Raw genomic sequence first — 25,717 nt, 5'->3', positions numbered from 1 at the left:
ATCAGATCACGGCGACGTTCAGACCTGCTGGAGGAAGCCCTTGAGGTAGGCCCGCCAGTCCTCGAGCGCTTCGGGGCTCGGCAGCTTCGAGGCGGTGATGACGACGAGCGATTTGTCTTCGGACTTCGTCTCGGCCGCGATCTCGATCTTCGTCCCGTCCTCGAGGTTCGCCCTCCAGAAGGATCGTTTCGCTGTCTCCGAGATGCGTGGCTCGCCTGTGAGCGCGACCTCGTTGATGGACCCGTCGACGTGGGAGGCGAGCGCGGCGACGAGATCACTGCGCTGCCCGGCGATGGTGCGGGACACCGCGACGTCGAAGGTGCCGTCGGCTCGCTGTCCGGGTACGCGTCTGCCGATCTCCTGCTCATAGGCGACGACCGCGCCCTGGACCCACCAGCCGTGCTTGTCGACGACGCCCTCGAACTGCGGGTAGAGAGCATCGGCGAGCTCTTTGTGGCTCGCCGATGCTCCACCTGCCTCCTCGAGGCGCTGTCGCGTCGTGGCCCACGGTTCGCCGAACGCCTTCTCGATGGACTCGATGTTCACTGCCTTCGTCGCCATGGCAGCAGTCTATTTGGCAGTGAGTCCCCCGTCGATGGTGATCTCTGTGCCCGTTTCCACGTCAGTGCCGACAGATAGGGTCAATGAATGGATACCGATCTCGTTCTCCCCGCCGGATATAAGGACGCGCTGCAGACAATCAAGAAACAGGTGCAGACTTCCAGGCGCGACGCTCAGCGAAACGTGAACACAGAGCTTGTCGGTCTCTACTGGAATATTGGGCGTACGGTCTTGGACCAACAGAAGAAGTATGCCTGGGGAAGCCGGGTGGTAGATCGCCTTGCAACTGACCTGCGTTCCGCGTTTCCTGATATGAAAGGACTCTCGCGCAGCAATCTGTTCTACATGCGGTCTTTCGCCCGCGCATGGCCGTTGTGGACTGCAGAAGTCCCACAGGCTGTGGGACTTCTGCCATGGCGCACAGTCTGACAAAGGATCCGTTCGTCTTCGATTTTCTGGCGTTGGGGCATGACGTTGACGAACGCCACATCGAGCAGGCTCTGGTGGACCGAATGGTCGAAGTCCTGCGGGAGCTCGGTCCGGGATGGGCTTTCGTCGACCGACAACGGCATATTCACGTCGACGGTCGGGACTTCTACATCGATCTTCTCTTCTTTCATGTAGAACAGTTGCGTTACATCGTCGTCGAGCTGAAAGCCGGACCTTTCACACCCGAACAAACCGGCCAGCTGGGTTTCTATGTCAGCATCGTCGACGACTTGATCAGAAAGAAGCAGCACGCGCCAACTGTGGGGATCCTGCTGGTGTCCGATAAGAGTGAGGCAGTAGTCAGATACACATTGAGCGGAACGAGCAGGCCACTCGCCGTCAGCTCGTACACCTACGAAGCGCTCCCCGATAGGGAGAAGGACTCCCTGCCTGCGGCCGAGAGGCTGAAACGCGCTCTCCGCGCACCGATACCCGGAAAACAGCAGAAATCTACAGAAGTCTGATTCCCCGTCGACTTCGCGTTCATCTCACGCAGCGCCGAAAGGGTCAGTCGATCTTCAGCTCGCCCATCTCGTCCCAGCCTTCGCCGTCGATCTTGCGGGAGACGATCTTCGGGGTCGAGATCAGGTGCGGACGCATGGCCTCGAGGCCTGCGGCGAAGTGATCGCTGTTGACGTGCGGTTCGGCACCTTCGTCGGTGAATGCCTCGACGAGGACGTACTCGTTCGGGTTCTCCAGGCTCTTCGACCATTCGAACCACAGGTTGCCCGGTTCCGCACGGGTCGCCTCGGTGAAAGCGCGCACGGCCTCGGGGAACTTCTCGACGCTTTCGGGCTTCACGTCATACTTCACGACGATGAAGATCATGATGGATTCTCCTCAGTTGTCATCTGGATTTCTCAAGTCGCCGGCTTGACCGCTTCGATGACCATCAGCTGTTCTGCGGCCGTGCCAGTGAAAGGTGTCCGTTGCCAATCACTCCACACACGGTCCATCTGCAACCCGGCCGCTTCCAGGTCCCGCGTCAGGGTCTCGTGTGATCGGAACTGCAGTCGAAGCGTGGTTTCGACGGCGTGTCCGGCATCGATGAAATCGTTCGAGCAGACCATGGTCACGATTCCGTTCCCGTCCGGCTGAGAAGCAGTCGCCGACTCTCTCAGTCTGCCGACCGCCGTTTGCCGTACTTCGGCCGGAGCATTCCACGCGGTCCATCCCCGTGCCTGCGGATTGCGGGATTCGAACACGAGCCGGCCGCCCGGTCTCAGCCCTCGCGTAATATCGACGAGACTGGTCGTCCACTCATTTCCGAGGATATGCATGGCGACGTTCCCACTCATGATGATCAGATCGTTGGCGTCACGGTCGATCAGCTCAGACATACCCAATCGCCATTCGACCCCTGTGCCGCCCGGGCGAGCTGCTGCGCGCGACAGCATGGCAGCAACCGGGTCGATGCCGATTATTCTGCGGCCAGCACCGGACAGGGTGACCGTGAGAATTCCTGTTCCACAGCCGAGGTCGGTGATAGTCGCTGCGGACAGCTCATCAGCAAGCGCTCGAAAGTAGTCATGATCCGGTCCATCGGGATTGTCCTCGTCGTAGATCGCGGCGAGGAGGTCATCCTCATAGGCCGAGATGCCCACTCCCGTCACAGCCGCTGGGCGATGAGCACGAGGAAGTCGCTGCCCGGCTCGAACGGGTGGAGTTCCCAGGTCGAGAACCGCTGGTCGACGTACATCCCGACGGCCTTGATGTCCTCGGCGAAGTCGTCGAAATCGTAGCCGCGTCCGGCACCGAAGCCGGAGACGAACCGACCGCCGTGCTTGAGCGTGGAATTGATGTTGTCCAGGGTCTGTCGCCGAGAGGCGGGGTCGAGGAACGACATCACCTGTCCGGCGCAGAAGGCCACGTCGATGTCGGTGATGTTCGCCTCGGCGAAGTCGAAGTCGGCGAGGTCGCCGGTGTGCCATTCACCGCTCGGATAGTCCTCCTCGGCGACGGAGATGAGGAATTCGTCGAGGTCGACGCCGTAGACGGTGTGGCCTTCCTCGATGAGCAGACCTCCGACCCGTCCGGTTCCGCAGCCGGCGTCGAGGATCCTGGCACCGCGCGGTGACATCGCGTTGACGAAGCGGGCCTCTCCCCCGATGTCGTGACCGGCGGCCACCATTTTGCGCCACCGCTGCGCATAGTTCGCCGAATGATCAGGATTCGCCCTGCGTACCTTATCCCACTGATGATCGAAGCTCATGACCTCATCCTAGGCCGGAGCCCCCATCTGACGGGCCGCGCGGTTGATCACGCTCACTCGAAGACCTCCGCGACCACCTCGGCGACGGCACTCACCGGCTCGCTCGGATCCGGGGAGGTCAGGACGATGATCTCCCGGCCGCCCGCCTCGGTGACGGGATGGAGCTCGACTCCACGCCCGCCCAGGGACATCATGATCGGTGTCGCCAACGTCAGCCCCAGCCCGGTTCCGGCGAGGGCGAGCGCGACCGCGGTGTCGGTGACGATGTGTGTCTCCTTCGCATTGATCCCCATCGCCGAGGTGGCCAAGCGCATCGCTCGGCCGAAGAGCTCCTCGGCCGGTGGGAGGATCCAGTCGGCCTCGGCGAGCTCGGCCGCGCACGGGCGGGGACGACCGGTGGGCACGACGATGCCGAAGTCCTCCGCGGCTACGGCTTCCCAGCGCAGCCCCCGCATCGGCGGCAGCGGCACGGCCGGATAGTTGATCCCGATGCCGAGATCGATGACGCCGTCGATGACCGACGCGGACATCGTCTCGACGTCGATCTCTCGAGCCCGGACCTCGATGTCGGGGTGGCGCCGTTTGAGCCTGGCCACCACCTGCGGCAGCGCCGTCGTCGAGGCCGAGCCGAAGACGCCGAGCGTGACGATGGCCTCGCTGCGGAAGTCGCGGCCGAGCATCGCCATCTCTGCCTGCTGCTGTGCGGCGAGGATGTTGCGTGCTCGTGGAAGCAGTGTGCGTCCGGCTTCGGCCAGGATGAGTCCGCGACCCCGGCGCACGAACAGGTCGGAGGCGACGACCTTACGCAGCGCGGTGATGTGCTGGGACACGGCGCCGACGCTGTAGCCGAGGTGGTCGGCCGCCCGCGTCATCGAGCCGAGTTCGGCGACGGTGACGAAGGTGCGCAGCTGCCCGAGTGTCCAGGTCATGGAGGCATCGTATCCGTCTTTAGGAACACTGAACAGAGTGTTCACAAACTCTCCCTTGTCCTTAACTGTGAGCGCCAGCACAATGGAGGCACAACACAGTTCGCCGACACCACTGTCGGCATCTTCCGCGGCCGTGGCTACCGATGATGGTCGCCACAGTCGCAGAAAGCGAGGTGCTTCATGGAAACCCCGTCAACCCCGAGCACTGCCGAAGACACGTTCCCCGCCACCGCCTCGGTCGTCATCATCGGCGCCGGGGTGATGGGCGCGTCCATCGCCTTTCACCTGGCCGAACGCGGCGTCGAGGACATCGTCATCGTCGAACGCGACACCCCCGGCTCCGGCTCAACATCGAAGGCCGCCGGCGGTGTGCGATGCCAGTTCTCCGACGAGGTCAACATCGCGCTGGCGGCCCGCGGGCTCGAGGTGCTCGCGACCTTCGAAGCCGACTTCGGCATCGACATCGGCCTTGTGCGCAACGGATACCTCTTCCTCCTCGATTCCGAGGAATCAGCCGAGGCGTTCGCCGCCAATGTGGCCCTGCAGCAGCGGATGGGACTCGATTCGCGGATGCTCACCGTCGCCGAGGTGACCGAACTGGCCCCGTATGTGAACACCGATGGCCTCGTGGCCGGGGCTTTCAACCCCGGTGACGGTCACTGCACCCCTGAGGCGGTCGTGTCCGGGTACATCAGCGCCGCCCGTCAGCGCGGGGTGCGAGTGCTCAGATCCTGCGAGGTCACCGGCTTCGAGGTCGGCGACGACACTGGGAGCGGGAACGGCACCGATCGTCGGGTCACCTCGGTGATCACGGACCGCGGCACCATCTCCTGCTCACAGGTCGTGACTGCGGCCGGAGCCTGGTCCGGGCTCATCGGCGAGCTGGCCGGAGTCGACCTGCCGGTCCGACCGCTGCGGCGGGAGATCATGGTCTCCGAACCCGTCGACTTCGATACGACGAGGATGCCTTTCACCATCGACTTCACGACCAGCTACTACGTCCACCCGGAAGGAGCAGGTCTGCTCTTCGGCTGCCCCGATGAGGCAGACGACTGGTCCTTCAATGACAAACGGGATCCGAATTGGCTGGCCACCCTGGCCGAACACATCGAGGCCCGCACCCCGGAGCTCGGCGATATCGAGGCGAAGCGCGGCTGGGCCGGTCTGTACGAGATGACACCGGACCACAACGCCCTTATCGGCGAGGCCGAGGAACTGCCGGGGTTCTTCTATGCCTGCGGCTTCTCCGGGCACGGATTCCTCATGGGTCCGGCCGTCGGAGAAGTCGTCGCCGACCTCATGACCGGACGCGAACCCTTCATCGACGTCTCCCCCATGGACAAACGTCGCTTCGCGACCACCGGCCTGCGCAAGGAGCTCAACGTGATCTGACCGGCACGCACTCACCCTCGCCCACTCGACCGCCCCAGAAACGACAGACCACCACCGACCGGCCGAAGGGCCGATCGACGCAGAAGACGACGAAAGGATCACCATGACCGCACTGCCCACCGACCAGACCATCACCGACCTCCTCACCGCGGGGCTCAGCGCCTGCGGAGTCAGCGCTGACGCGCTCAAGGGTTCGGCCGCCTCGGCGAACCTGCCTGCCCGCTCCCCCATCACCGGACAGGACCTCGGCACGATCGCCGCGGACACTGCGGAGACCACTGCGGACAAGATCGCGGCGGCACAGAGGGCCTTCGAGGCGTGGCGCGATGTGCCCGCTCCCGTGCGCGGTCAGCTGGTTCAGCGCTGGGGTCACCTGCTCGGCGAGCACAAGGAGGAGCTGGCGAAGATCATCACCGTCGAGGCCGGCAAGACTCCATCGGAGGCCGCGGGCGAAGTGCAGGAGATGATCGATATCTGCGAATTCGCACTCGGTCAGTCCCGGCAGCTGTGGGGCAGGACCATGCCCAGTGAACGTCCTGGTCACCGGCTCATGGAGACGTGGCATCCGCTCGGCGTCGTCGGGGTGATTTCGGCGTTCAATTTCCCCGTGGCCGTGTACTCGTGGAACACCGCGCTGGCGCTCGTCGCCGGTGACGCGGTGGTGTGGAAGCCTTCGGAGAACGCGGTCCTCGCCGCCCTCGGGGCACAGTCCCTGTTGGCTCAGGCCGCCGCCGAGGTGGGGGCGCCGGAGAATCTCGCACCCATCCTCATCGGTGGCCGGGACATCGGTGACGTCATGGTCCGCGACGAGCGCGTGGCCTTGGTCTCGGCGACCGGTTCGGTGCGGATGGGGCGCGAGGTCGGCCCCCTGGTGGCCGAGCGCTTCGGCCGGATCCTGCTCGAACTCGGCGGCAACAATGCCGCGATCGTGGCCCCGAGCGCGGACATCGATCTGGCTCTGCGCGGGGTCGTCTTCGCGGCCGCCGGCACCGCCGGTCAGCGCTGCACGACGTTGCGCAGGCTCATCGTGCACGAGTCGATCGCCGATGACTTCGTCGACAAGGTCGTCGCGGCGTATCGGACGCTGAGCATCGGCTCGCCGACTGATGACGGGGTGCTCGTGGGACCGCTCATCAACGAAGGATCGTACGAGGCGATGCATTCGGCACTCAAGCAGGCCGAGTCCGAGGGCGGCACGGTGCTGTGCGGCGGCGGCCGGGTGTTGGCCGACGAGCGTCCCGACGCGCACTATGTCGAACCGGCTGTCGTGCGCATGCCAGGGCAGACCGCGGTGATGAAGGATGAGACCTTCGCTCCGATCCTCTATGTCGTGACCTATTCGGACCTCGATGAGGCGCTCGAGATCCACAACGACGTGCCGCAGGGACTGTCCTCGGCGATCTTCACCTCGGAGCTCGCGGAGTCCGAGAGGTTCCTGGCCCGGTCGGACTGCGGCATCGCCAACGTCAATATCGGCACCTCGGGTGCGGAGATCGGCGGGGCCTTCGGTGGCGAGAAGGAGACCGGCGGCGGCCGTGAGTCGGGCACCGATTCGTGGAAGGCGTACATGCGGCAGGCTACGAACACGATCAACTACTCGGGCGAACTGCCGCTGGCCCAGGGCGTCGAGTTCCTCTGAGACGCGAGTCAAATTGCTCGGCGGGACGGCACGGGTAGTCGCGCGTCCTCCCGCAGGTCGGGGCCATCCCGCCAGCCGCCGCCTCGCGCGCTGTTCCGCCAGCCGCCGCCCGCGGCGTTTCACCAACTACCGGCTGCATGGCGCGCCGCTCCGCCAGCCACTTCCCACATCGTTCAAGAGTTGACGCGAATGTCGAACCGTCGACGACTCGATATTTGCTGCTGACCCTTGAACGAACGTCGCGAGCCCTCGAACGAGTGCTTGAGCCCGAGCTGGTGGGGCCCAGTCAGTCTCGTGGGTGATCATCGCCTTCCTGCTCCCGCTCATCGGGCCGATCTGCTGGCTGGTCGCTCGACCGAAGAGGCAACACAGCCACCTCAGTTGAGGTGTACTGCGCTCCCTCGACCCTGATCAGCCGACACCGAGGTGCCCGACACCGAAGAGTTCGATGCCGAGGAGTTCGATGCCGAGGAGTCCGAGCCTCGGTCAGCGGCTGAGAATCGTTTTCTGTGGTCCCGCAGCAGCGTTGCCAGACAGATCAAAGCGCACGCGGGGAACACGATGAGTGTGAGGACCCAGGGTCCGCCGGTACGGAGATCCTCTTCGCCTGAGAGCACCGAGCCCGCGAGGCTCATGCCGACACAGAACGCCGTAATGATGTTCCTCATGCCCCGCACCCTACGCGCGCACACCCTCATTCACAAGCTTCCTTACACTTTCGGAGCTCTGTAGGCCGACGGCTTCTCCTCGCTCAAGGGTTAGCGCGGATATCGAACCGACGACGATTCGACAGTTGTCGCTGACCCTTGAACGAGCTCGCGGGAGGCTCAGTGCGTGCGTGGACGCTTGAACGAGCGTCGCGCACCTGAACGAGAGCGCCACGAGCCCGAAGAGCGCCGCGAGCCCCCTGGGCACTCGCGCCTGTCTGGTTCGTCACGGATGTACCCCGGATCGCGATGTCAAGGGCGACTGCGACTAGAATCGATAGTGAAACGCGCGTTGTCGGCTGCCCCGCGCACCGTTGAATCGGCGCGCACCAGTGCCCACTCGCGCACTGCAGATACCTCGCGCATCGCCGAAGGAGACCCCGTGATTGAGCTGAAGACACCCGCCGAGATCGACAAGATGGCGGTGACCGGCCGATTCGTCGCCAAGACTCTGGCCGAACTGTCTGAGATCGCGGAACCCGGCATGGACATCATGCACCTGGAGAAGCGCGCCCGGAAGCTCATCGAGGACGCCGGAGCCAAGTCCTGCTACTGGGACTATGCTCCGTCCTTCGGAGAAGGCCCGTTCCGCAACGTCATCTGCCTGTCGGTCAATGACGGCGTCCTCCATGGCAAGCCGCACAGCTACGTCCTCAAGGACGGCGACCTGCTCACGCTCGACTTCGCCGTATCCATCGACGGCTGGGTCGCCGACGCAGCACGCTCCGTCGTCGTCGGAAACGGCAGCGACGAGGATCAGCGACTCATCGACTCCACCTGGAACGGGCTGGAGGCCGGCATCAACGCCGCCCAGGCAGGGAACCGCCTCGGCGACATCTCGAAGGCCATCGGAGACGTCGCCGATGAACAGCGCATCCCGGTCAACCTCGACTTCGGCGGCCACGGACTCGGTCACACGATGCACGAGGACCCGCACGTGGCCAACCGCGGCAAGGGCGGTCGCGGACTCGTCCTCAAGCCGGGCCTCACCCTGGCCATCGAGCCCTGGTGGTCCTTCACCTCGAAGAAGCTCACCGTCGACAAGGACGGCTGGACTCTACGCCTGGCCGACGGGTCGAACGGCGCGCACTCGGAGAACACGATCGCCATCACCGAGGACGGGCCCCGAATCCTCACCACACTCGACTGACGGTCCTGATGCGACTGTTCGGCGCGGACACAGCAGGCCTTGATCGGCAATGACGATCAGAACGATGGCGGCTGACGACTGGCCTGCGGTCGCGGAAATCTACGCCGAGGGCATCGCCGGCGGCAACGCCACGTTCGCCACCGCCCCGCCGAGTCGCGAAGAGTTCTTCGCTGCCCACATCCCCGAACTCTGCCTCGTCGCCACGCGACCCGACGACACAGCGCCCGACGGAGTGGTGACCGGTTGGGCCACCGCCGCCCCGACCTCGGACCGCAAGGTCTATCGCGGCGTCCTTGAGCACTCCGTCTACGTCGCTACGACCGCCACCGGCCGAGGTGTCGGCACGACGCTGCTCTCCGCTCTGTCGAAACGCGCCCTCGACAACGGATTCTGGACTCTACAAGCGTCGATCTTCCCCGAAAACACCGCGAGTCTGCGCATGCACGAACGAGCCGGATTCCGGGTGGTCGGACATCGCGAACGCATCGGTCTGATGTCCCATGGCCCCTTCACAGGCCGGTGGCGGGACACGGTGCTCGTCGAGAAGCGACTCTGAACCTCCGAACCTCTGAACCATCCTGGCGCCCCGTGTCAGCCCTTCGTGCCAGAATTGCGGTATGTCATTCACCTGCACCGAATGCGGCTATTCGACCGTCAAATGGCTGGGGCGCTGCCCCGAATGCCAGGCTTGGGGCACCCTCGAGGAGAAGGGCGCGAATGCTTCGAAGGTGAAGACCAAGGTCAAGAAGTCCTCGGGAGCGAAATCGATCAACGAGGTCGACTCCTCCCAAGCACAGGCACGATCAACCTTCGTCAGCGAGTTCGACAGGGTGCTCGGCGGCGGAATCGTCCCCGGCGCCGTCGTCCTCCTCTCCGGAGAACCGGGCGTCGGCAAGTCGACGCTGCTGCTCGACGTGGCCGCCCGCATCGCGAAGTTCGGCACCAAGGTCCTCTATGTCACCGGTGAGGAATCTGCCGGTCAGGTCCGCCTCCGCGCCGAGCGGATCAACGCCCTCGAAGACTCGCTGCTGCTGGCCGCGGAGACCGATCTCGGTTCGGTGCTGGGCATGATCGAGGCCGAGGCGCCCGAACTGCTCATCGTCGATTCCATCCAGACGCTCGCGTCCTCGGAGGTCGAGGGAGTTCCCGGAGGCGTCACCCAGGTCCGGGAGGTCGCGGCGGCGCTCATCAGGGAGGCGAAGTCCAGATCGCTGCCCACGGTGCTCGTCGGCCACATCACGAAGGACGGCACGATCGCCGGTCCCCGTCTGCTCGAGCACCTCGTCGACGTCGTGTGCACTTTCGAAGGCGAAAAGCATTCGCGTCTGCGCATGCTCAGAGCGGTCAAGAACCGCTTCGGTCCCACCGACGACGTCGGTTGCTTCGACATGGAGGAGAACGGGATCAAGAGTCTCGAAGACCCCTCCGGTCTCTTCCTCTCCCGCAGCGGATCGAACCCGCCGGGCACCTGCCTGACCGTGACGCAGGAAGGCAAGCGTCCACTGCTCGTCGAGGTGCAGTCTCTCATCACCGAGTCAGCCGGGGGTCAGTCACGGCGGTCCGTCTCCGGAGTCGATTCCTCTCGAGTGGCGATGATGCTGGCCGTACTCAGCCAGAACATCCCCGGCGTCCAGCTGGCCAAATCGGATGTCTTCGCCGCCACCGTCGGCGGAGCGAAGCTGACGGAACCGGCCAGCGACCTCGCCATCTGCCTGTCCCTGGCCTCGGCGGCGCTGGGCAGACCGATGTGGACGAAGTTCGTCGGCATCGGTGAGATCAGTCTGTCCGGCGAAGTCCGCAACGTCCCCAACCTCGGGCAGCGACTCAACGAGGCCAGACGCTTGGGGATCACCCATGCCATCGTCGCGAAGGAAGCCATGCGCAATGTGCCGGCGCCGGACAATATGAAGATCAAGGAATGCGAGCACATCGCCGAGGCGGTGCAGGTCCTGCTCAAGACCGCCTGACCGACGTTCCGAGGTCCGATGCCCGAGGCGGTCATTGCCGCCTCGGATTCCGCGGTTCCCGGGTACCCGGCGCGGGCCATATGAGAGAAAGTTCGGGACTTTCGCTCCCGAATAGAGCATCCTGGAGGTATGACCACGACAGTCTTTCCGGCATTGAGGACCTCGGATGCGCAGGCCACGATCTCCCTGCTGCTCACGCTCGGGTTCACTGAGCGTCTGCTGGTCCGCAACGAGGACGACCCGACGGTCGTCGAGCATGCCGAGTTCGCGCTCGGCGACACCGGAGGGATCATGATCGGCTCCGTCCGCAATGACGGATCCGCCCTCGACGCCGTCGGCGGCAGCTCGATCTACGTCGTCGTCGACACCGAACGTGAAGTCGACCGCCTCTACCAGGAGATCGTCGACATGGGGCACGCCATCGTCAGACCAGTGGCGACGCAGGAGCACGGCGGCCGCGAGTTCGACTTCCGCGACCATGACGGAAATTCGTGGGGAGTCGGTTCCTACCGCGGAGCGTGAGGTTCAGCCCTCATCGTCATCGGACTTCTTGTCCTCGTCGGCTTTCTTCTTGTCCTCTTCGGCCTTCTTCTCGTCGGCCGCCTTCTCGTCTTTCTCCTTCTCGGCGGCGCTCTTCTCCAGTTCGAACTTCGCCGGCTTGCTCGCCTTGTCGTCGAGTTTGACGACGAGTTCGTAGTCCCCGGATGCGAAGTCCTTGTTCGTCTTGTTGCAATTCTTGTCGACCTGGATACGATTCCACTTGAGCTTCGCCGTCTTCTCCGACTGCGGCGCGAACTCGGTCGAGACCTCAGCGTTCTCATCCTTCGATGCGGCGCAGTACTTCGATGACCAGACCACGTTGCCGTCCTTCTTGACGACGAACTCCTGCTTCTTCGTGCCGACCTCGATGAGGCAGGTCGCGTCATGGCTGTTTTCGATGACCATCCCGAACTCGGGCTCGTCACCGTCCTTGACGGATTCCGGGTCGACCTTCGCCTTAAGCGAGATCTTGTCCTCGGGGCACTCGCCGCTCGCGGCCTTCTTATCCGGCACAGGCGCCGCCGTCGTCGTCTCCTGCTCCGAAGGTTCGGCCGAGACTTCGCCGTCGTCTCCCCCACTGCTGCCGATCGCTTTGACGATGCCGACGATGCCGAGCACCAGCAGTCCGAGCACTACGAGGCTGAACACGGCCAGCGTAATGCGGCGTCTGCGGTACACGTGGGCAGGCAGCTTCCCGCTAGACTGGCGGGGCTGGCCAGCAGCTCGCTGCGGGTGCGAACCACGATTGGAAGGAGTCATCGCTTTGAGCCTAGGCAATTGCGAATGAGCATCCAAATGACACACCGAGTCAGTCCCGAATCGACTCCGTCGACATCGGATTCGCCCTTCCCTGAGGTGGCCGAGCCGGTGCTCCGACGTGTGCAGTCAACGATCATCTCCTGGTTCGAATCGGCTGCCCGGGACCTTCCGTGGAGGCATCCCGAGACCAGTGCCTGGGCCGTCCTCGTCAGCGAGATCATGTCGCAGCAGACTCCGGTGTCCCGAGTCGAACCGCGCTGGCGGGAGTGGATGTCAGCCTGGCCGACGCCGGCAGATCTTGCGGCGGCCCCCACCGCCGAGGTGCTCCAGCGCTGGGACCGTCTGGGCTATCCGCGGCGGGCGCTGCGACTGCAGGAAGCCGCACGTGTCATCGCCGAGGAGAAGGGCAATACCGTTCCCGACACCGCCGAGGAGCTCGAAGGGCTGCCGGGGATCGGTTCCTACACGGCAGCCGCCGTCGCCTCCTTCGCCCACGGTCGTAAGACGACCGTTCTGGACACGAACGTCCGACGCGTGCTCATCCGCCTCTTCGCCGGGCGGGAACGCCCCGCCACCTCACCGAGCCGGAAGGAGACCGTCTGGGCTTCCGGATTCGTCCCCGAACACGATCACGTGCAGTGGAACGCCGGGGTGATGGAATTCGGCGCTCTCGTGTGCACGGCCCGCAAACCCGACTGCGCAGCCTGCCCGCTGCAGGACCTCTGCACCTGGTACCAACTGGGCAGGCCAGCCTCGGCGACGAAGCCGAAGACTCAGAAGTGGGCGGGCACGGATCGACAGCTGCGCGGAGCGATCATGGATGTGCTCAAGACCGGTCACGCCGCCGGGGCGGAGCAGCCGGGCATCGACATCGATCTGTTCACGACCTCAGTGACCGCACTCGACCCCGATCTCTTCGATGCTCTCAATGAGCCGACCGCGGCCGCGCTGGCCCGAGTGCGCGAGCTGAGCACCGACGCGGAGAGGATCTCCCGACTCATCGGCGACCTCGTCACCGACGGTCTGGCACAGAGGAACGGGCACGGCCTGAGACTGCCCTCCCGCTGAGGTCAGAGGTATCTGATCATCCGCGAGTTGCCCAGGGTGTTCGGCTTGACCCGTGCCAGGTCGAGGAACTCCGCCACACCTTCGTCGGTGGAATGGAGGAGTTCGACGTAGACCTCGGGAGACACGGGTATGCCTTTGATCGGCTCGAAACCGAGAGAGCCGAAGAACCCGGTTTCGAACGTCAGGCAGAACACCCGGTCGACGCCGATCTCGCGAGCATCGGTGAGCAGCTGGCGGATGATCGCCTTGCCCACTCCCCTGCCCCGATAGTCGGGTGAGGTCGCCACCGTGCGCGCCTCGGCGAGGTCGGACCAGATGATGTGCAGGGCTCCGCATCCGGCCAGAACCTCGGACCCGTCGGGCTGAGGATCGACGACCAGCCAGAACTCCTGCAGCGATTCGAAGTAGGTCACTGTGTCCTTGGCCAACAGGATCCGTTCGGCTGCCAACGGAGCCACCAGTGCTTCGATGCCTTTGACGTCGCTGGTCCGAGCGCGACGCAGGTACAGACCGCCAGGGAGCTCATGCTTGTGATGATGGTCCGCGGAGATCTGTTCGTGGTCGAAGCCGGCGTCTGAAGAGCTCATGTCCTCATTCAACACCATCGTCTGCCACGCACACGAAAAGCGCCCGGGGAGACGGCTTCTGCCGTCTCCCCGGGCGCTTTTCGACTCAGTCGATCAGGCGGAGGTCTCCGACGACCCGCCGGAGCTTGCCGAACCCGCACCGGCGAGCTCGCCGGCCTCATCGTCTTCGGGCTTGAGGCTCTCGGTCTCGGCGCCTTCGAAGGTGAACTCTGCGTCCTTGCCTTCGCCCTTGACGTCGACCTTGATGGTCTGCCCGCGACCGATCTCCTTGAACAGGATCTTCTCGGACAGGGTGTCCTCGATCTCGAGCTGGATGGTCCGACGCAGCGGCCGGGCACCCAGCACGGGATCGTAGCCGCGCTCGGCGAGCAGGGTCTTCGCCTCGTCCGAGACCTCGACCTTCATGCCCTGATCGGCAAGTCGGGTGTCGAGGCGCTCGAGGAAGAGATCGACGATCTTGATGATCTCTTCCTTGCTCAGCTGCGGGAACACGATCGTGTCATCGACACGGTTGAGGAACTCGGGGCGGAAGTGCTGCTTGAGCTCTTCGTTGACCCGCTGTTTCATCCGGTCGTAGTTCGTCTTCGTATCGCCCTCGACCTGGAAGCCGAGCTGGAGTCCGCTCGAGACATCACGCGTACCGAGGTTGGTCGTCATGATGATGATCGTGTTCTTGAAGTCGACCTCACGACCCTGGGAGTCGGTGAGACGACCGTCTTCGAGGATCTGCAGCAGCGAGTTGAAGATGTCCGAGTGGGCCTTCTCCACCTCGTCGAAGAGGACGACGGAGAACGGCTTGCGACGCACCTTCTCCGTGAGCTGACCGCCCTCTTCGTAACCGACGTATCCCGGAGGCGAACCGAACAGTCGCGAAACGGTGTGCTTCTCGGAGTACTCCGACATGTCGAGGCTGATGAGCGAGTCCTCGTCACCGAAGAGGAACTCGGCCAGGGCCTTGGCCAGCTCGGTCTTGCCGACACCGGTGGGACCGGCGAAGATGAACGAACCGGAGGGGCGCTTCGGGTCCTTCAGGCCGGCTCGGGTGCGACGGATCGCCCGCGAGATCGACTTGACCGCATCGTTCTGCCCGATGACGCGCTTGTGCAGCTCGTCTTCCATCCGCAGCAGGCGCGAGGACTCTTCCTCGGTGAGCTTGAAGATCGGAATGCCGGTGGCAGAGGCGAGCACCTCGGCGATGAGATCGGCGTCGACGACCTTCGAGGTGTCGGTGCCGGACTTGCGCCAGGCCTCGGTCTGCTCTTCCTTCTCCTTGACCAGCTTCATCTCGGAATCGCGCTCAGACGCAGCGAGCTCGAAGTCCTGAGCGTCGATCGCGGCCTCCTTGCGGTGCCGGGCCTCGAGGATCTTCTCCTCCAGGTCGCGCACTTCCTGAGGCACGGACAGACGAGAGATGCGCAGCTTCGCACCCGCTTCGTCGATGAGGTCGATCGCCTTGTCCGGCAGGTACCGGTCGTTGATGTAGCGATCGGACATGTTCACCGCGGCTGCGAGGGCACCGTCGGTGACGGTGACCTTGTGGTGCGCTTCGTACTTGTCGCGCAGACCCTTGAGGATCTCGATCGAATGCGCCAGCGACGGTTCGGGAACCTGAATGGGCTGGAAACGACGCTCGAGGGCGGCATCCTTCTCGATGTGCTTGCGGTACTCGTCGAGAGTGGTCGCACCGATGGTCTGCAGCTCTCCGCGAGCCAGCATCGGCTTGAGGATCGATGCGGCATCGATTGCGCCTTCGGCGGCACCGGCTCCCACCAAGGTGTGGATCTCGTCGATGAAGAGGATGATGTCGCCGCGGGTGCGGATCTCCTTGAGTACCTTCTTCAGGCGCTCCTCGAAATCACCGCGGTAGCGCGAGCCGGCGACCAGCGAACCGAGGTCAAGGGTGTAGAGCTGCTTGTCCGTGAGGATCTCGGGCACATCGCCGTTGACGATAGCCTGGGCCAGCCCCTCGACCACAGCGGTCTTGCCGACACCGGGTTCACCGATGAGCACAGGGTTGTTCTTGGTCCGGCGCGAGAGGATCTGCATCACGCGCTGCATCTGCTCATGACGCCCGATGACCGGGTCGAGCTTCGCCTCGCGGGCGGCCGCGGTGAGGTTGGTGCCGAACTGGTCGAGCACAAGCGAACCCGACGGGGCGCCCTCTTCGCGGCCGCCGGCCGAAACAGGTTCCTTGCCCTGGTAGCCCGACAGCAGCTTGATGACTTCCTGGCGGACCCGTCCGAGGTCGGCGCCGAGCTTCACGAGCACCTGAGCCGCGACTCCCTCGCCCTCACGGATGAGGCCGAGCAGGATGTGCTCGGTGCCGATGTAGCTGTGTCCCAGCTGCAGTGCCTCACGCAGGCTGAGTTCGAGGACCTTCTTCGCCCGCGGCGTGAAGGGGATGTGTCCGCTGGGTGCCTGCTGTCCCTGACCGATGATCTCCTGGACCTGGTCCCGCACCTGCTCGAGGGAGATGTCCATGCCCTCGAGGGCCTTCGCGGCCAGGCCCTCACCCTCATGGATGAGGCCGAGCAGAATGTGCTCGGTTCCGATGTAGTTGTGTTTGAGAAGTTTCGCTTCTTCCTGCGCGAGCACCACAACGCGTCGTGCTCGGTCGGTGAACCGCTCGAACATATTCATCCTCCTCGGTCTTCTGATTCTTCTGAGCCTAACGACCATCGGCGCGGTTCTATTGCACGTTTCGCCATGAGCCGAAACCGTTTGGCTGTGGGCGAAATTCCCTAGACTCGAGGGACACTCTGTTTGGGCAGAAAGGCCGATTCCATGTCCGTCGACCGTTCGACGATCCGAGAGCTGGCGCTCGACCACGGCTTGGACATCGTTTCCGAGACCATCGCAGTCAACGAACTCGGTCTCGACTTCCAGGTCGCCATCGGCGAAGCGGTCGACGGCAGCCGCTGGGTGCTCCGAATACCTCGACGCCCGGATGTCGTCGCCCGCGCCGCAGTGGAAGGACGTTTCCTCAAGAGCATCAGGCCGCATCTGAGCATTGCGGTTCCGGATTGGCAGGTGCATTCTGAGCAACTCATCGCCTACCCGCTTCTGCCGGGGTCTCCCGGGTTGACGATCGACGATCGCGGACAGCCGCACTGGCATTTCGACGTCGAGTCCCCTGCGTACGCCGAGTCCCTCGCCGGCATACTCGCCGAGTTGCACACCGTCGATCCCGTGCTCGTCCGCCCCTCGGGGATCCCGGACCTCTCCCCCGCCGAGGTGCGGCAGCGCAAACGTGACGACATCGATCGAGTCGTCACTGAGTTCGCAGTGGCATCGAACCTGCGTCGGCGCTGGTCCGCATGGCTCGACGACGACTCCTATTGGCCGACGTTCTCGACCGTGACTCACGGCGAGGTGTATCCGGCTCATCAGCTCATGGACGGACCGATCACCCGGGGCGTCCTCGACTGGACGACAGCGTCGATCGGCGATCCCGCCAGGGACTTCATGTTCCACCGTGCCAGTGTTTCGGCCGCAGCATTCGAGACGACGCTCGCCCGGTATGTCGAAGCAGGCGGACATGTCTGGCCGAGGTTCGCCGAACATTGCGACGAACTCTACGCGGCCACTCCCGTCGAATTGGGACTCTTCGCACTCCACACCCGGGAACCAGAGCATCTGGCTGCGGCGAGGGCTCAGCTCAATCCACACTCATAACCTCTTCACCTGGATATCCACACGCCTCAGCGACCACAGGCTCCCTTGATTCGTCGCGGAATTCGCCAGCGCATTTGACAGACCGCGAGCCGACATGTCTTTCAGCCCCATAATTCCTGACAGATGTCTGAGTTTGAGACATCTCAGTTGCGTTCACCGCGATCGCCGTTGAGTCCGCGAATTGCTCGTGATCTCGATCCGAAAAGGCCCGAGTGAACAGAGCGGACCTCAGTGATGCGAAAAGTCCTGAGGGACCAGCGGTGGAATTCGCTGGTCCCTCAGGACTGTGTTCGGAGTTCGCGGCTGTGAGCCGGGCCCTTTATTTCTCGGCTGCCTCGTAGGCCTCGACGATCTCAAGGGGAATGCGGCCACGGTCACCGAGCTGGTAACCGTTGTTCTGCGCCCATTCGCGGATCTTGGCGGTGTCCCGCTTGGGGCCGGCCGAGCCGCCGCGACGGGAGCGACCGCCGGTGTTGGCTACGCGACGTGCTTTGGCGATGAATGGGGCGAATGTTTCACGAAGCTTATCGGCATTCTCTGTTGAGAGCTCGAGTTCGTAGGTTGCTTGGTCCAGGCTGAAGCGAACGGTTTCTGCCGCTTCCGTTCCGTCGAAATCATCCGTGAGAACGAGGCGCATTTCCCTTGCCATGTTCACTCTTTTCGTAATCAGAGGTTTTTGTCGCATTCATCCTAACATCTGATTCCGAATTATTGTCCACTTCGTTAGCGTCAATCTCCGAATAGTATTTATCGACCTGCTCGCGTTCATTGCGATCGGCACGCAGGATGTTCCTAAACACGTACCAGAACAGCAGTCCCACGCAGATCGAGGGAAGCAGCGCTTTGAGGATTTCCATCATTGCTGTCAGCCCTCCTCGGCTGTGTCCTCGTGTGAAGCCGCCAAGGGCTTCGTGAAGGGGAAGAGAATGGTTTCGCGGATCCCCAGGCCCGTCAGAGCCATGAGCAGGCGGTCGAGGCCCATGCCCATGCCTCCGGTCGGCGGCATTCCGTGCTCCATCGCCATGAGGAAGTCCTCGTCGAGGCCCATGGCTTCGTCGTCGCCGCGGGCGGCGTCGGCGGCCTGCGCTTCGAAGCGCTGGCGCTGGATGACCGGGTCGACGAGCTCGGAATAGCCGGTGGCCAGTTCGAAGCCGCGCACGTAGAGGTCCCACTTCTCGACGACGCCCTTCTTCTCCCGGTGCTCTCGCACCAGCGGTGAGGTGTCGACGGGGAAGTCGGTGACGAAGGTCGGTTCCCACAGCCTGTCCTGGTAGAAGTGCTCCCACAGCTCTTCGACGTACTTGCCGTGCGAGCGGAAGACTCCGGACAGGTCGACGCCGTGATCCGCAGCGATCTTGTCCAGCACGTCGAGACCGGTTTCCGGGGTGACTTCGACTCCGGACTCCTGTGACAGCGATTCGTACATGCTCACGACCGCCCAGTCGCCGCCGAAGTCGTACTCCGTGCCGTCGTCGAGGGTGACGACGAGCGAACCGGTGGCGTTCTGCGCCGCGTTCTGGATCAGGGTCTTGGTCAGTTCCGCGATCGAATGGTAGTCGCCGTAGGACTGGTAGGCCTCGAGCATCGCGAACTCCGGGGAATGTGTGGAGTCGGCGCCTTCATTGCGGAAGTTGCGGTTGATCTCGAAGACGTTCTCGATGCCGCCGACGATGGCCCGCTTGAGGAACAGCTCGGGCGCAATGCGCAGGTACATGTCGATGTCGTAGGCATTCATGTGCGTCTTGAACGGACGTGCCGATGCGCCGCCGTGCATGGTCTGCAGCATCGGTGTCTCGATCTCGACGAAGTCCTGTTCGGCGAAGGTCTGGCGCAGCGAAGACATCACCTTCGCGCGGGTGAGCATCGTCTCGCGTGCCTGTTCGCGGGTGATGAGGTCGAGGTAGCGCTGGCGCACGCGGGTGTCCTCAGCGAGTTCGGTGTGCAGGCCCGGCAGCGGACGCAGTGCCTTCGACGCCAGGGTCCAGGAGTCGGCGAGCACCGAGAGCTCACCGCGCTTGGACTTGATGACGCGTCCGTGCAGGAACAGGAAGTCACCGAGGTCGACATCGGTCTTGAACTCGTCGAGTCGTTCCTGGCCGACCTCGCGCAGCGAGAGCATGCCCTGCAGGCGGGTGCCGTCGCCGGACTGGAGGGTGACGAAGCACAGCTTGCCGGTGGTGCGGACGAAGACGACGCGGCCGACGACGCCGACGATGTCCTCGGTCTCGTCTCCGGCTTCGAGCCCGTCGTGGACGGCGTGGACCTCGGTCAGGGTATGGGTGCGCGGAACCTCGACGGGGTAGGCTTCGGTGCCGTCGTCGAGGAGACGCTGCCGCTTTTCCTTCCGGATCCGGATCTGCTCCGGATCGAGATGTTCGGGTGAAAGGTCTGCGTTCTCAGTGGTCTTCGACTCGGTATTCGCCATGGTTCAAGGCTACCGTGCACCCGCTGCGAGGGGGAATTCGGATGCCCTCGCTCACACGTCGAGGACGCCGAGGATCTCCTGCGCGGCCGCCTCGGTGATGCGTCCCATCGCCAGCGCCTTCGCCGTCGTCGACCGTGCCAGCGCGATGTAGCTGTTGCGCGCCGCGGGATTCGACCGGTTCAGACTGTATTCGCTCAGCGCCGCCAGGTGCGCCTCGACCGTGCCGACGTCACCGCGGCTGACGGGTCCTGTCAGCGCTTTCGCCCCGTTCTGCAGGGTGTTCGCGGTGCTTGCCTCGATGAGGGCGTTGAGGACGTGGGACGGATCCTCGACCCCCGCCTCGGCGAGCATCTCCATGGCTTCGGCGATGATCGTGATCGAATGGTTCGACGCGTGGGTGATGGCCGCGTGGTAGAGCGGGCGGTCGGCTTCGGCGATTTCGATCGGTTCGGCACCGAGCTCGACCACAAGCGCTTCCCCGACCGGTCGGATCGGCGCGGGCGCCGTGACGGCGATCGTCGCCTGTCGCAGCCGGTTGAGGTCGACGTCGGTGCCCGTGAACGTCAGCGACGGGTGCAGAGCGATGGGCAGAGCGCCGAGGCGGGTCCCGGCTTCGAGCACATCCGTTCCGTACCGGCCCGAGCAGTGGACGAGGATCTGCCCGGAATGGATTCGGCCGAGATTCGCCAGACCTGTGACCAGGGGCGCGATCTCATCATCCGGAACGGCGAGGAGCACGAGTTCGGCGCGTTCGGTGATGTCGTCGGGATCGAGGATCGGCACGCCGGGCAGCATATCCGCGGCGCGTTCGCGACTGGCCGCCGAGGTGGCGCTGACTCCGATGATCGCGTGCCCGGACTGCCGCCAGGCCGCTCCGATGCTCGCTCCGACTCGACCGCAGCCGATGATGCCGATGCCCAGCCTGGGCGCCTCGTCCTGACTCATCCTCGTCCTTCCCTGGCGATGCGGGCCTCGTCGTCATAGCTCTGCCTGGCCAGTCGTGTCCGTTCGGCGTGCTCGTTGAAGAACCGTTTTGCCTCGGCCTCGCTCTGGTGGGTTACGCGCGGGTCGATCGGGCCGGCCGTCGAGTGCACGGCGACGGTGCCGAGTCCGAGCGCGCGCATCAGCGGTCCCTGCCGGTAGTGCAGGGACTGCACCCGCACATGAGGCACGAAGTCGACGCGGCGGCCCAGAGCGCCGAGGCGGAGGACGAGCATCGACTCGGTGAGTGCGTAGGCCCGACGCTTCCACACCAGCGGATCGATGAACCGAGAGGATCGCGGCTGCGGGTGGAAGAGCGCCTCGGCCACCTCGGCCCGAGGGTCCTCGGATTTCCGGTCGTACATCGCCGAGCGCACCAGGGTGTCCGCGCTGACTCCCTCAGGCAGCTGGGGGTCGGGCAGCGCGAGACCGACCATGAGCAGCGCCTGATCGACGCTGCCGACCGGCAGCAGCAGGTTCGAGTCGTTCTTCCCACCGGCACTGGCGATGTTGTATTCGGCCTGCCACCATCCGGACCACCGCCACAGCAGCGGCTGATGGAGGCATACGGCTTGGATCCGATCGAGTGGGATGACCTTCCGCGAGGTCGCAAAGAGCCCGTGATTGACGGCGAGTCCGTTCTCACCGAGGCGGACGACGAAGTTGGCATTGTCGAGATTCTTCTTGAACACCGAGAAGGTGGCGAAGACGCCGGGAAGGGCACCGACCAGGATCGGAATGAAGGCCTCGCGGATCCCCAGCACCAGGAAGACGACGGCCATGGCGATGAGGATGACGACGATGACGGCGGAGATGAGGGTCTCGGTCTTGAGCAGGGATGAGGCGACGACCCGGTGGACGGGTACGCGGATGATCTCGCCCTCCTTACCGACGTTCGCCGAGAGGTTGTAGGGGGCGAGCAGTTCGTTGAGGCTGCCTTCGGCTTCGTGGGAGAAGTCATCGGCCATGGATCCGAGGCGTTTGCCCAGACGCACGCCGATGCTGTCGCCGCTGCGTTCGGGAATCCCCTGCTCGGTGCTTCGACCGCCTGCGGAGGAATCCGCCGCTGACCCCGTCGGCGCGGGGCCCGCCTCTCCGGACGCAGCCGCCGTCTCACCGGACTGCTCGCCACGGGTATCCATCTCCCCGTTATCGGGAAGGGGCGGGTGCGCACCTGTGGCGGGGCCCGCCTCGGCGGACTTCTGCTTCTTCGCGCGCACTGCGGTGAGCAGTTCGTCGCGCAGCTCTTCGGCTCTCCGCTTCGAGAGGTACTTGAGCGAGATGTTCGAGTCCGTGCCGCCGGCGACGTCGAAGACGAGTTCGGCCATGCCCAGCACCCGGGGCAGCAGCTTCTGCTGCAGGTCGATCGACTGCACACGGTCGAGACGTGCCTTGCGTAGCTTCTTCGAGATGAGTCCGCGACGGTAGTAGATGGATTCGGTGTCGACGCGGTAGCCCATCACCCTCCACGCCAACCAGCTGAAGAACGCGACGAGCAGGAGCACGAGGATGATCCCGCCGACGACCGCGAGGATCACGACTGGATGAGAGCGCAGCCATCCGGCGAAGGTGAGGTCGACGGACTTGCCGGAGGCGAGGTCCTCGACGGCCGACTGGAAGAAGTTCTGCAGGCCGTACGCGGCGGCGATGACAATACCGACGAGGACCGCGAGGCTCTCGAGGATCGGGGTCAGGGGGTGGACGCGGTGCCATACCTCGGGGGCGGCGGCACCGTGGAGAGCCTCGGCGAGGGTGGGATCGGTACCCGCCTGACCGGTGGGGTCGTGCGCCGGCTCGGGTCCGGTGATCGGTTCCTCGCTCATCGTCACAGTCCCGCCAGGTTGGCTTGGCCGAGCCCGGCGAGACTGTCGCGCAGCCGATCGGCCTCAGCCCGGGGCAGTCCGGGGATCGTCGCATCGGTCGCCGCCGAGGCGGTGTGGAGTTTGACGGTGGCCAGGCCGAACATGCGGTCGATGGGGCCGGCGTCGACATCGACGAACTGCAGACGCCCGTAGGGCACGACCGTGGCTCTGTGGAACATGATGCCGCGGCGCACGAGCAGATCGTCCTCGCGTTCGGCGTAGCCGATGGCCCGCGCCTGGCGGAGGATGACGATGGTGGAGATGATCCCGTAGACGAGGACGGCCGCCCAGATGGCATGGAGCCACGGCACATCGGCGGTGTAGATGATCGCGAAGACCAGGGCGACGATGAGCATCGGGATGAGCAGGGTCAGCGAGGCGAGGACTTCTTTGAGTCCGTACTTCGGACTCACCCGGTTGAAGGGCACATCTGCTCCGATGGAGAACGAGAGGTCACGGTTCATGCGGTTTCAGCTCCAGGCGGGTCTTGGGGCGGGATCTCGCAGAATCCCTCGACGATGATGCCGACGATCATAAGTGCCGCGGCCGAGATCATCGCGACAAGCATACCTGCCGCGAGATCGTTGCGGATGCCCGGCGCCGACAGGAAGTAGTAGCCGGCGTTGCCGAGGTACCAGCCGGCCAGGCCCGCTCCAGTCAGGGCGCTGGCCTTGGCCATGACGGCGACCCGAGCGGCTTGGAGCGGGTCGATCTCCTTGGTCCGGTCTCCGTCGTTCCACTTCTTGATCGGCCATCCGAGGACGAGCAGGACGGCGGCGAGGACGAGCATGCCGATGATCGCGAACCACGGCAGGCCGGACAGGGCGAAGCCCTGGCTTTCGAGCACCACGTCGACCACGACCGCGAGCACCGTGCCGATCACGGCCCAGACGGCGAGGGTGGACGAGGAGGTTCTCTGCATGGAATCCAGTCTCTCAGATCGCGGTCGGTCTCGGTCAGGTGATCCGGCTGATTTCTTGGTCGTCGAGGTCGTGGAGCAGCTCGCCGATCGGGCGTCTGCCCTGCGGGGTCAGCACGGTCACGTCGCCGTCGAGCTCGGCCCAGGGGGCGAGCACGAAGGCGCGTTCATGGGCGCGCGGGTGCGGCAGTGTCAGACGCTCGGTGTCGCTGACCAGTTCGTCGTCGCCGGTGCCGAAGCAGATGAGGTCGATGTCGAGTGTGCGCGGGCCCCAGCGCAGCTCCCGGGTGCGCCCGAAGGCGACTTCGATGCCTTGGGCGACCGCCAACAGTTCGGCGGCGGTGAGGGTGGTGGTGACGATGAGACCGAGGTTGAGGAAGTCGTTCTGCTCGACCCCACCCCAGGGTGCCGTCCGGTAGAGCGAGGAGCGCTTCTCCACGCTGATCTCCGGGTGCCGCTCGAGCGCCTCGACGGCCTGGTCGAGGGTGTCACGGGCGTCGCCGAGGTTGGCCCCGAGGTTGAGGTGGGCCTCGGTGCGTGCGGCCGACCCGGCTGATCCGCTCGCGGCCGAGGTGCGGCGGCGTTCGACGCTGACTCTGACGTCGTTGAAGGTGCGTTGGATCGGCGCGGAGGGCTTGTGGACGACGACCTCGACGTGCTCGCACAGGCTCAGGCAGTGGTCGGCGATGGTCTCGGCCAGGGTCTCGATGAGGTCGAAGGTGGTGTTCTCGACGATTCCGGCGACGCCCTCGGCGAGTTCGCCGTAGTGGATGGTCTCGGTGAGATCGTCGGTGGCCGCAGCCCGGGCCACAGAGGTGTGCAGGGTGACGTCGATGACGAAGTCCTGCCCCTCGCGCTTCTCGAATTCGAAGACGCCGTGGTTGCCGTGGACGCGCAGTCCGCGCAGTTCGATCCGGTCGGGGGCTGTGCCTGTCGCACTCTCGCTCATACCGCTCCCCCGCCCTTCGTCGACTGGGCAGAGCCCTCGGTCCGGGCCAGGTCGTCCGTCCCGACGTGCACCGGGTCGTGGTCGGCGACGGCATCGACGACTCGGCAGGCGATCGCCGAGGTGGCCGGATCGTGGACGCGGACGGCCCAGGCTCCGGCTTGTGCGGAGATGGCCGAGATCGTGGCCGTCGCCTGGTCCTTGGCCGCCTGTTCGGCGAGCTTCGGGTCCTCGGGGCTGATGAGGCTGGAGATGAAGCGTTTGCGGCTGGCGGCGACGAGCAGTCGGTGGTCGAGGGCGGAGAACGCATCGAGGGCGGCGAGGATCTGCCAGTTGTGTTCGGCGTTCTTCGAGAATCCGAGCCCGGGGTCGACGATGATGTTCGCAGGATCGACCCCGACCTCGATGGCTTCGTCGATGCGTGTGCGCAGCTCGTCGATCACCTCGGCGACGACGTCGTCGTAGTGGAAAGTCGCCGCTGCCTGGTCGAGGTGGCCGCGCCAGTGCATGAGCACGATGGGTGCCGCGGACTCCGCGGCGAGCGCGAGCATGGTGGGGTCGGACTGACCGGCGGAGACATCGTTGATGATGTGGGCGCCGGCGGCCAGGGAGTCCCGAGCGACACGGGAGCGCATCGTGTCGACGCTTATCACAGCACCGGCGGAGGCGAGTTCACGGACGACGGGGATGACGCGGCGCAGCTCTTCGTCTTCGTCGACGCGCACGGAGCCCGGCCTCGTCGACTCTCCTCCGACGTCGATGATGTCGGCGCCGGCGGCCATGAGTTCGAGCCCGTGGGCGATGGCCCTGCCATGGTCGAACCAGAGTCCTCCGTCGGAGAACGAGTCGGGGGTGACGTTGAGGACGCCCATGATCTTCGTGCTCTCGCGTCGTCCGGGATTGCGCATC

Annotated in this window: 28 protein-coding genes and 1 pseudogene; 11 read left to right on the top strand and 18 right to left on the bottom strand. The window is 64.7% G+C overall.

The window, feature by feature from the left end; translation table 11 throughout:
- Window positions 1-18: 18 nt before the first annotated feature.
- Complete coding sequence (locus tag GUY23_RS05485; protein ID WP_166970434.1) at window positions 19-561, bottom strand: hypothetical protein; 543 nt, start codon at window positions 559-561, stop codon at window positions 19-21.
- 87 nt (window positions 562-648) lie between these two features.
- Here GUY23_RS05485 and GUY23_RS18820 point away from each other — a divergent pair, with 87 nt between their 5' ends.
- Window positions 649-990 carry a DUF1016 N-terminal domain-containing protein gene (locus GUY23_RS18820; RefSeq protein ID WP_323127154.1) on the top strand — a complete coding sequence of 114 codons (342 nt, stop codon included), beginning with the start codon at window positions 649-651 and terminating at the stop codon, window positions 988-990.
- Window positions 975-1,514, top strand: a complete 540-nt coding sequence (locus GUY23_RS18815) for a PDDEXK nuclease domain-containing protein (protein WP_323127153.1) — start codon at window positions 975-977, stop codon at window positions 1,512-1,514. Before GUY23_RS18820 ends, GUY23_RS18815 begins: the two co-directional genes overlap by 16 nt.
- Window positions 1,515-1,557: 43 nt before the next feature.
- Here the strand turns inward: GUY23_RS18815 and GUY23_RS05475 are convergent, their stop codons facing one another.
- The 4 genes from GUY23_RS05475 to GUY23_RS05460 are packed head-to-tail and all read right to left on the bottom strand — an operon-like array spanning window position 1,558 to window position 4,191.
- Window positions 1,558-1,878 (bottom strand): putative quinol monooxygenase, encoded by a 321-nt coding sequence (locus GUY23_RS05475; protein ID WP_166970432.1) that lies wholly within the window; start codon window positions 1,876-1,878, stop codon window positions 1,558-1,560.
- Window positions 1,879-1,910: 32 nt separating this feature from the next.
- Entirely contained in the window at window positions 1,911-2,654 is a 744-nt protein-coding gene (locus GUY23_RS05470) for a class I SAM-dependent DNA methyltransferase (protein WP_228282751.1), read from the bottom strand.
- 5 nt (window positions 2,655-2,659) lie between these two features.
- Complete coding sequence (locus GUY23_RS05465) at window positions 2,660-3,262, bottom strand: class I SAM-dependent methyltransferase (protein WP_166970428.1); 603 nt, start codon at window positions 3,260-3,262, stop codon at window positions 2,660-2,662.
- Between the two features lie 53 nt (window positions 3,263-3,315).
- Entirely contained in the window at window positions 3,316-4,191 is an 876-nt protein-coding gene (locus GUY23_RS05460) for a LysR family transcriptional regulator (protein WP_166970426.1), read from the bottom strand.
- 180 nt (window positions 4,192-4,371) lie between these two features.
- Here GUY23_RS05460 and GUY23_RS05455 point away from each other — a divergent pair, with 180 nt between their 5' ends.
- From GUY23_RS05455 to GUY23_RS18920, 3 genes and pseudogenes are all read left to right on the top strand, one after another.
- Window positions 4,372-5,583, top strand: coding sequence for an NAD(P)/FAD-dependent oxidoreductase (locus tag GUY23_RS05455; protein WP_166970424.1), 1,212 nt, complete (start codon window positions 4,372-4,374; stop codon window positions 5,581-5,583).
- A 103-nt stretch (window positions 5,584-5,686) separates the two neighbouring features.
- Window positions 5,687-7,222, top strand: a complete 1,536-nt coding sequence (amaB, locus tag GUY23_RS05450) for an L-piperidine-6-carboxylate dehydrogenase (RefSeq protein ID WP_208085485.1) — start codon at window positions 5,687-5,689, stop codon at window positions 7,220-7,222.
- Window positions 7,223-7,514: 292 nt separating this feature from the next.
- Window positions 7,515-7,607, top strand: a pseudogene (locus GUY23_RS18920) (hypothetical protein); the annotation flags it as partial.
- Here GUY23_RS18920 and GUY23_RS05440 read toward each other — a convergent pair.
- Entirely contained in the window at window positions 7,600-7,890 is a 291-nt protein-coding gene (locus GUY23_RS05440; protein WP_166970417.1) for a hypothetical protein, read from the bottom strand. The pseudogene GUY23_RS18920 and the gene GUY23_RS05440 overlap by 8 nt on opposite strands.
- 421 nt (window positions 7,891-8,311) lie before the next feature.
- On the opposite strand from GUY23_RS05440, the gene map reads away from it, so the two are divergent.
- From map to GUY23_RS05420, 4 genes are all read left to right on the top strand, one after another.
- On the top strand, window positions 8,312-9,079 hold the full coding sequence (gene map / locus GUY23_RS05435; RefSeq protein WP_166970416.1) for a type I methionyl aminopeptidase: 768 nt from the start codon (window positions 8,312-8,314) through the stop codon (window positions 9,077-9,079).
- Window positions 9,080-9,128: 49 nt separating this feature from the next.
- Complete coding sequence (locus GUY23_RS05430) at window positions 9,129-9,635, top strand: GNAT family N-acetyltransferase (RefSeq protein WP_166970415.1); 507 nt, start codon at window positions 9,129-9,131, stop codon at window positions 9,633-9,635.
- A gap of 61 nt (window positions 9,636-9,696) precedes the next feature.
- On the top strand, window positions 9,697-11,046 hold the full coding sequence (gene radA, locus GUY23_RS05425; RefSeq protein WP_166970414.1) for a DNA repair protein RadA: 1,350 nt from the start codon (window positions 9,697-9,699) through the stop codon (window positions 11,044-11,046).
- 129 nt (window positions 11,047-11,175) lie between these two features.
- Window positions 11,176-11,568, top strand: a complete 393-nt coding sequence (locus tag GUY23_RS05420; protein WP_228282750.1) for a VOC family protein — start codon at window positions 11,176-11,178, stop codon at window positions 11,566-11,568.
- Between the two features lie 3 nt (window positions 11,569-11,571).
- Here the strand turns inward: GUY23_RS05420 and GUY23_RS05415 are convergent, their stop codons facing one another.
- Window positions 11,572-12,264: a hypothetical protein gene (locus GUY23_RS05415; protein WP_166970413.1), complete on the bottom strand. Its 693-nt coding sequence runs from the start codon at window positions 12,262-12,264 to the stop codon at window positions 11,572-11,574.
- Window positions 12,265-12,381: 117 nt separating this feature from the next.
- On the opposite strand from GUY23_RS05415, the gene GUY23_RS05410 reads away from it, so the two are divergent.
- Window positions 12,382-13,413 (top strand): A/G-specific adenine glycosylase, encoded by a 1,032-nt coding sequence (locus GUY23_RS05410; RefSeq protein ID WP_166970411.1) that lies wholly within the window; start codon window positions 12,382-12,384, stop codon window positions 13,411-13,413.
- A 2-nt stretch (window positions 13,414-13,415) separates the two neighbouring features.
- Here GUY23_RS05410 and GUY23_RS05405 read toward each other — a convergent pair whose 3' ends face one another.
- Entirely contained in the window at window positions 13,416-14,000 is a 585-nt protein-coding gene (locus GUY23_RS05405; RefSeq protein WP_166970409.1) for an amino-acid N-acetyltransferase, read from the bottom strand.
- A gap of 93 nt (window positions 14,001-14,093) precedes the next feature.
- The gene (locus GUY23_RS05400; protein ID WP_166970407.1) at window positions 14,094-16,634 is read right to left on the bottom strand and encodes an ATP-dependent Clp protease ATP-binding subunit; all 2,541 of its coding nucleotides are present in this window, start codon (window positions 16,632-16,634) and stop codon (window positions 14,094-14,096) included.
- A gap of 150 nt (window positions 16,635-16,784) precedes the next feature.
- On the opposite strand from GUY23_RS05400, the gene GUY23_RS05395 reads away from it, so the two are divergent.
- Entirely contained in the window at window positions 16,785-17,675 is an 891-nt protein-coding gene (locus GUY23_RS05395) for a macrolide 2'-phosphotransferase (RefSeq protein WP_166970405.1), read from the top strand.
- 319 nt (window positions 17,676-17,994) lie between these two features.
- On the opposite strand, the gene GUY23_RS05390 is transcribed toward GUY23_RS05395, so the two are convergent.
- The 9 genes from GUY23_RS05390 to folP are packed head-to-tail and all read right to left on the bottom strand — an operon-like array spanning window position 17,995 to window position 25,716.
- The gene (locus tag GUY23_RS05390) at window positions 17,995-18,324 is read right to left on the bottom strand and encodes a histone-like nucleoid-structuring protein Lsr2 (RefSeq protein WP_166970404.1); all 330 of its coding nucleotides are present in this window, start codon (window positions 18,322-18,324) and stop codon (window positions 17,995-17,997) included.
- Complete coding sequence (locus GUY23_RS05385; protein ID WP_166968544.1) at window positions 18,290-18,535, bottom strand: hypothetical protein; 246 nt, start codon at window positions 18,533-18,535, stop codon at window positions 18,290-18,292. The genes GUY23_RS05390 and GUY23_RS05385 overlap by 35 nt, the downstream gene beginning before the upstream one ends.
- 5 nt (window positions 18,536-18,540) lie before the next feature.
- Entirely contained in the window at window positions 18,541-20,100 is a 1,560-nt protein-coding gene (lysS, locus tag GUY23_RS05380; RefSeq protein WP_166970402.1) for a lysine--tRNA ligase, read from the bottom strand.
- 51 nt (window positions 20,101-20,151) lie between these two features.
- Window positions 20,152-21,045, bottom strand: coding sequence for a Rossmann-like and DUF2520 domain-containing protein (locus GUY23_RS05375; RefSeq protein WP_166970400.1), 894 nt, complete (start codon window positions 21,043-21,045; stop codon window positions 20,152-20,154).
- Complete coding sequence (locus GUY23_RS05370; protein ID WP_166970398.1) at window positions 21,042-22,904, bottom strand: PH domain-containing protein; 1,863 nt, start codon at window positions 22,902-22,904, stop codon at window positions 21,042-21,044. The genes GUY23_RS05375 and GUY23_RS05370 overlap by 4 nt, the downstream gene beginning before the upstream one ends.
- Window positions 22,905-22,906: 2 nt before the next feature.
- Window positions 22,907-23,407, bottom strand: coding sequence for a PH domain-containing protein (locus tag GUY23_RS05365; protein ID WP_166970396.1), 501 nt, complete (start codon window positions 23,405-23,407; stop codon window positions 22,907-22,909).
- Entirely contained in the window at window positions 23,404-23,865 is a 462-nt protein-coding gene (locus tag GUY23_RS05360) for a DUF3180 domain-containing protein (RefSeq protein WP_166970394.1), read from the bottom strand. The genes GUY23_RS05365 and GUY23_RS05360 overlap by 4 nt, the downstream gene beginning before the upstream one ends.
- 34 nt (window positions 23,866-23,899) lie before the next feature.
- On the bottom strand, window positions 23,900-24,811 hold the full coding sequence (gene folK / locus GUY23_RS05355) for a 2-amino-4-hydroxy-6-hydroxymethyldihydropteridine diphosphokinase (protein ID WP_166970392.1): 912 nt from the start codon (window positions 24,809-24,811) through the stop codon (window positions 23,900-23,902).
- The gene (gene folP, locus GUY23_RS05350; protein ID WP_208085558.1) at window positions 24,808-25,716 is read right to left on the bottom strand and encodes a dihydropteroate synthase; all 909 of its coding nucleotides are present in this window, start codon (window positions 25,714-25,716) and stop codon (window positions 24,808-24,810) included. Before folP ends, folK begins: the two co-directional genes overlap by 4 nt.
- Between the last annotated feature and the right edge of the window lies 1 nt (window position 25,717).

The sequence above is a fragment of the Brevibacterium atlanticum genome (genome assembly GCF_011617245.1).
Lineage (GTDB): Bacteria > Actinomycetota > Actinomycetes > Actinomycetales > Brevibacteriaceae > Brevibacterium > Brevibacterium atlanticum.
This window is presented reverse-complemented; position numbering and strand designations above follow the sequence as displayed.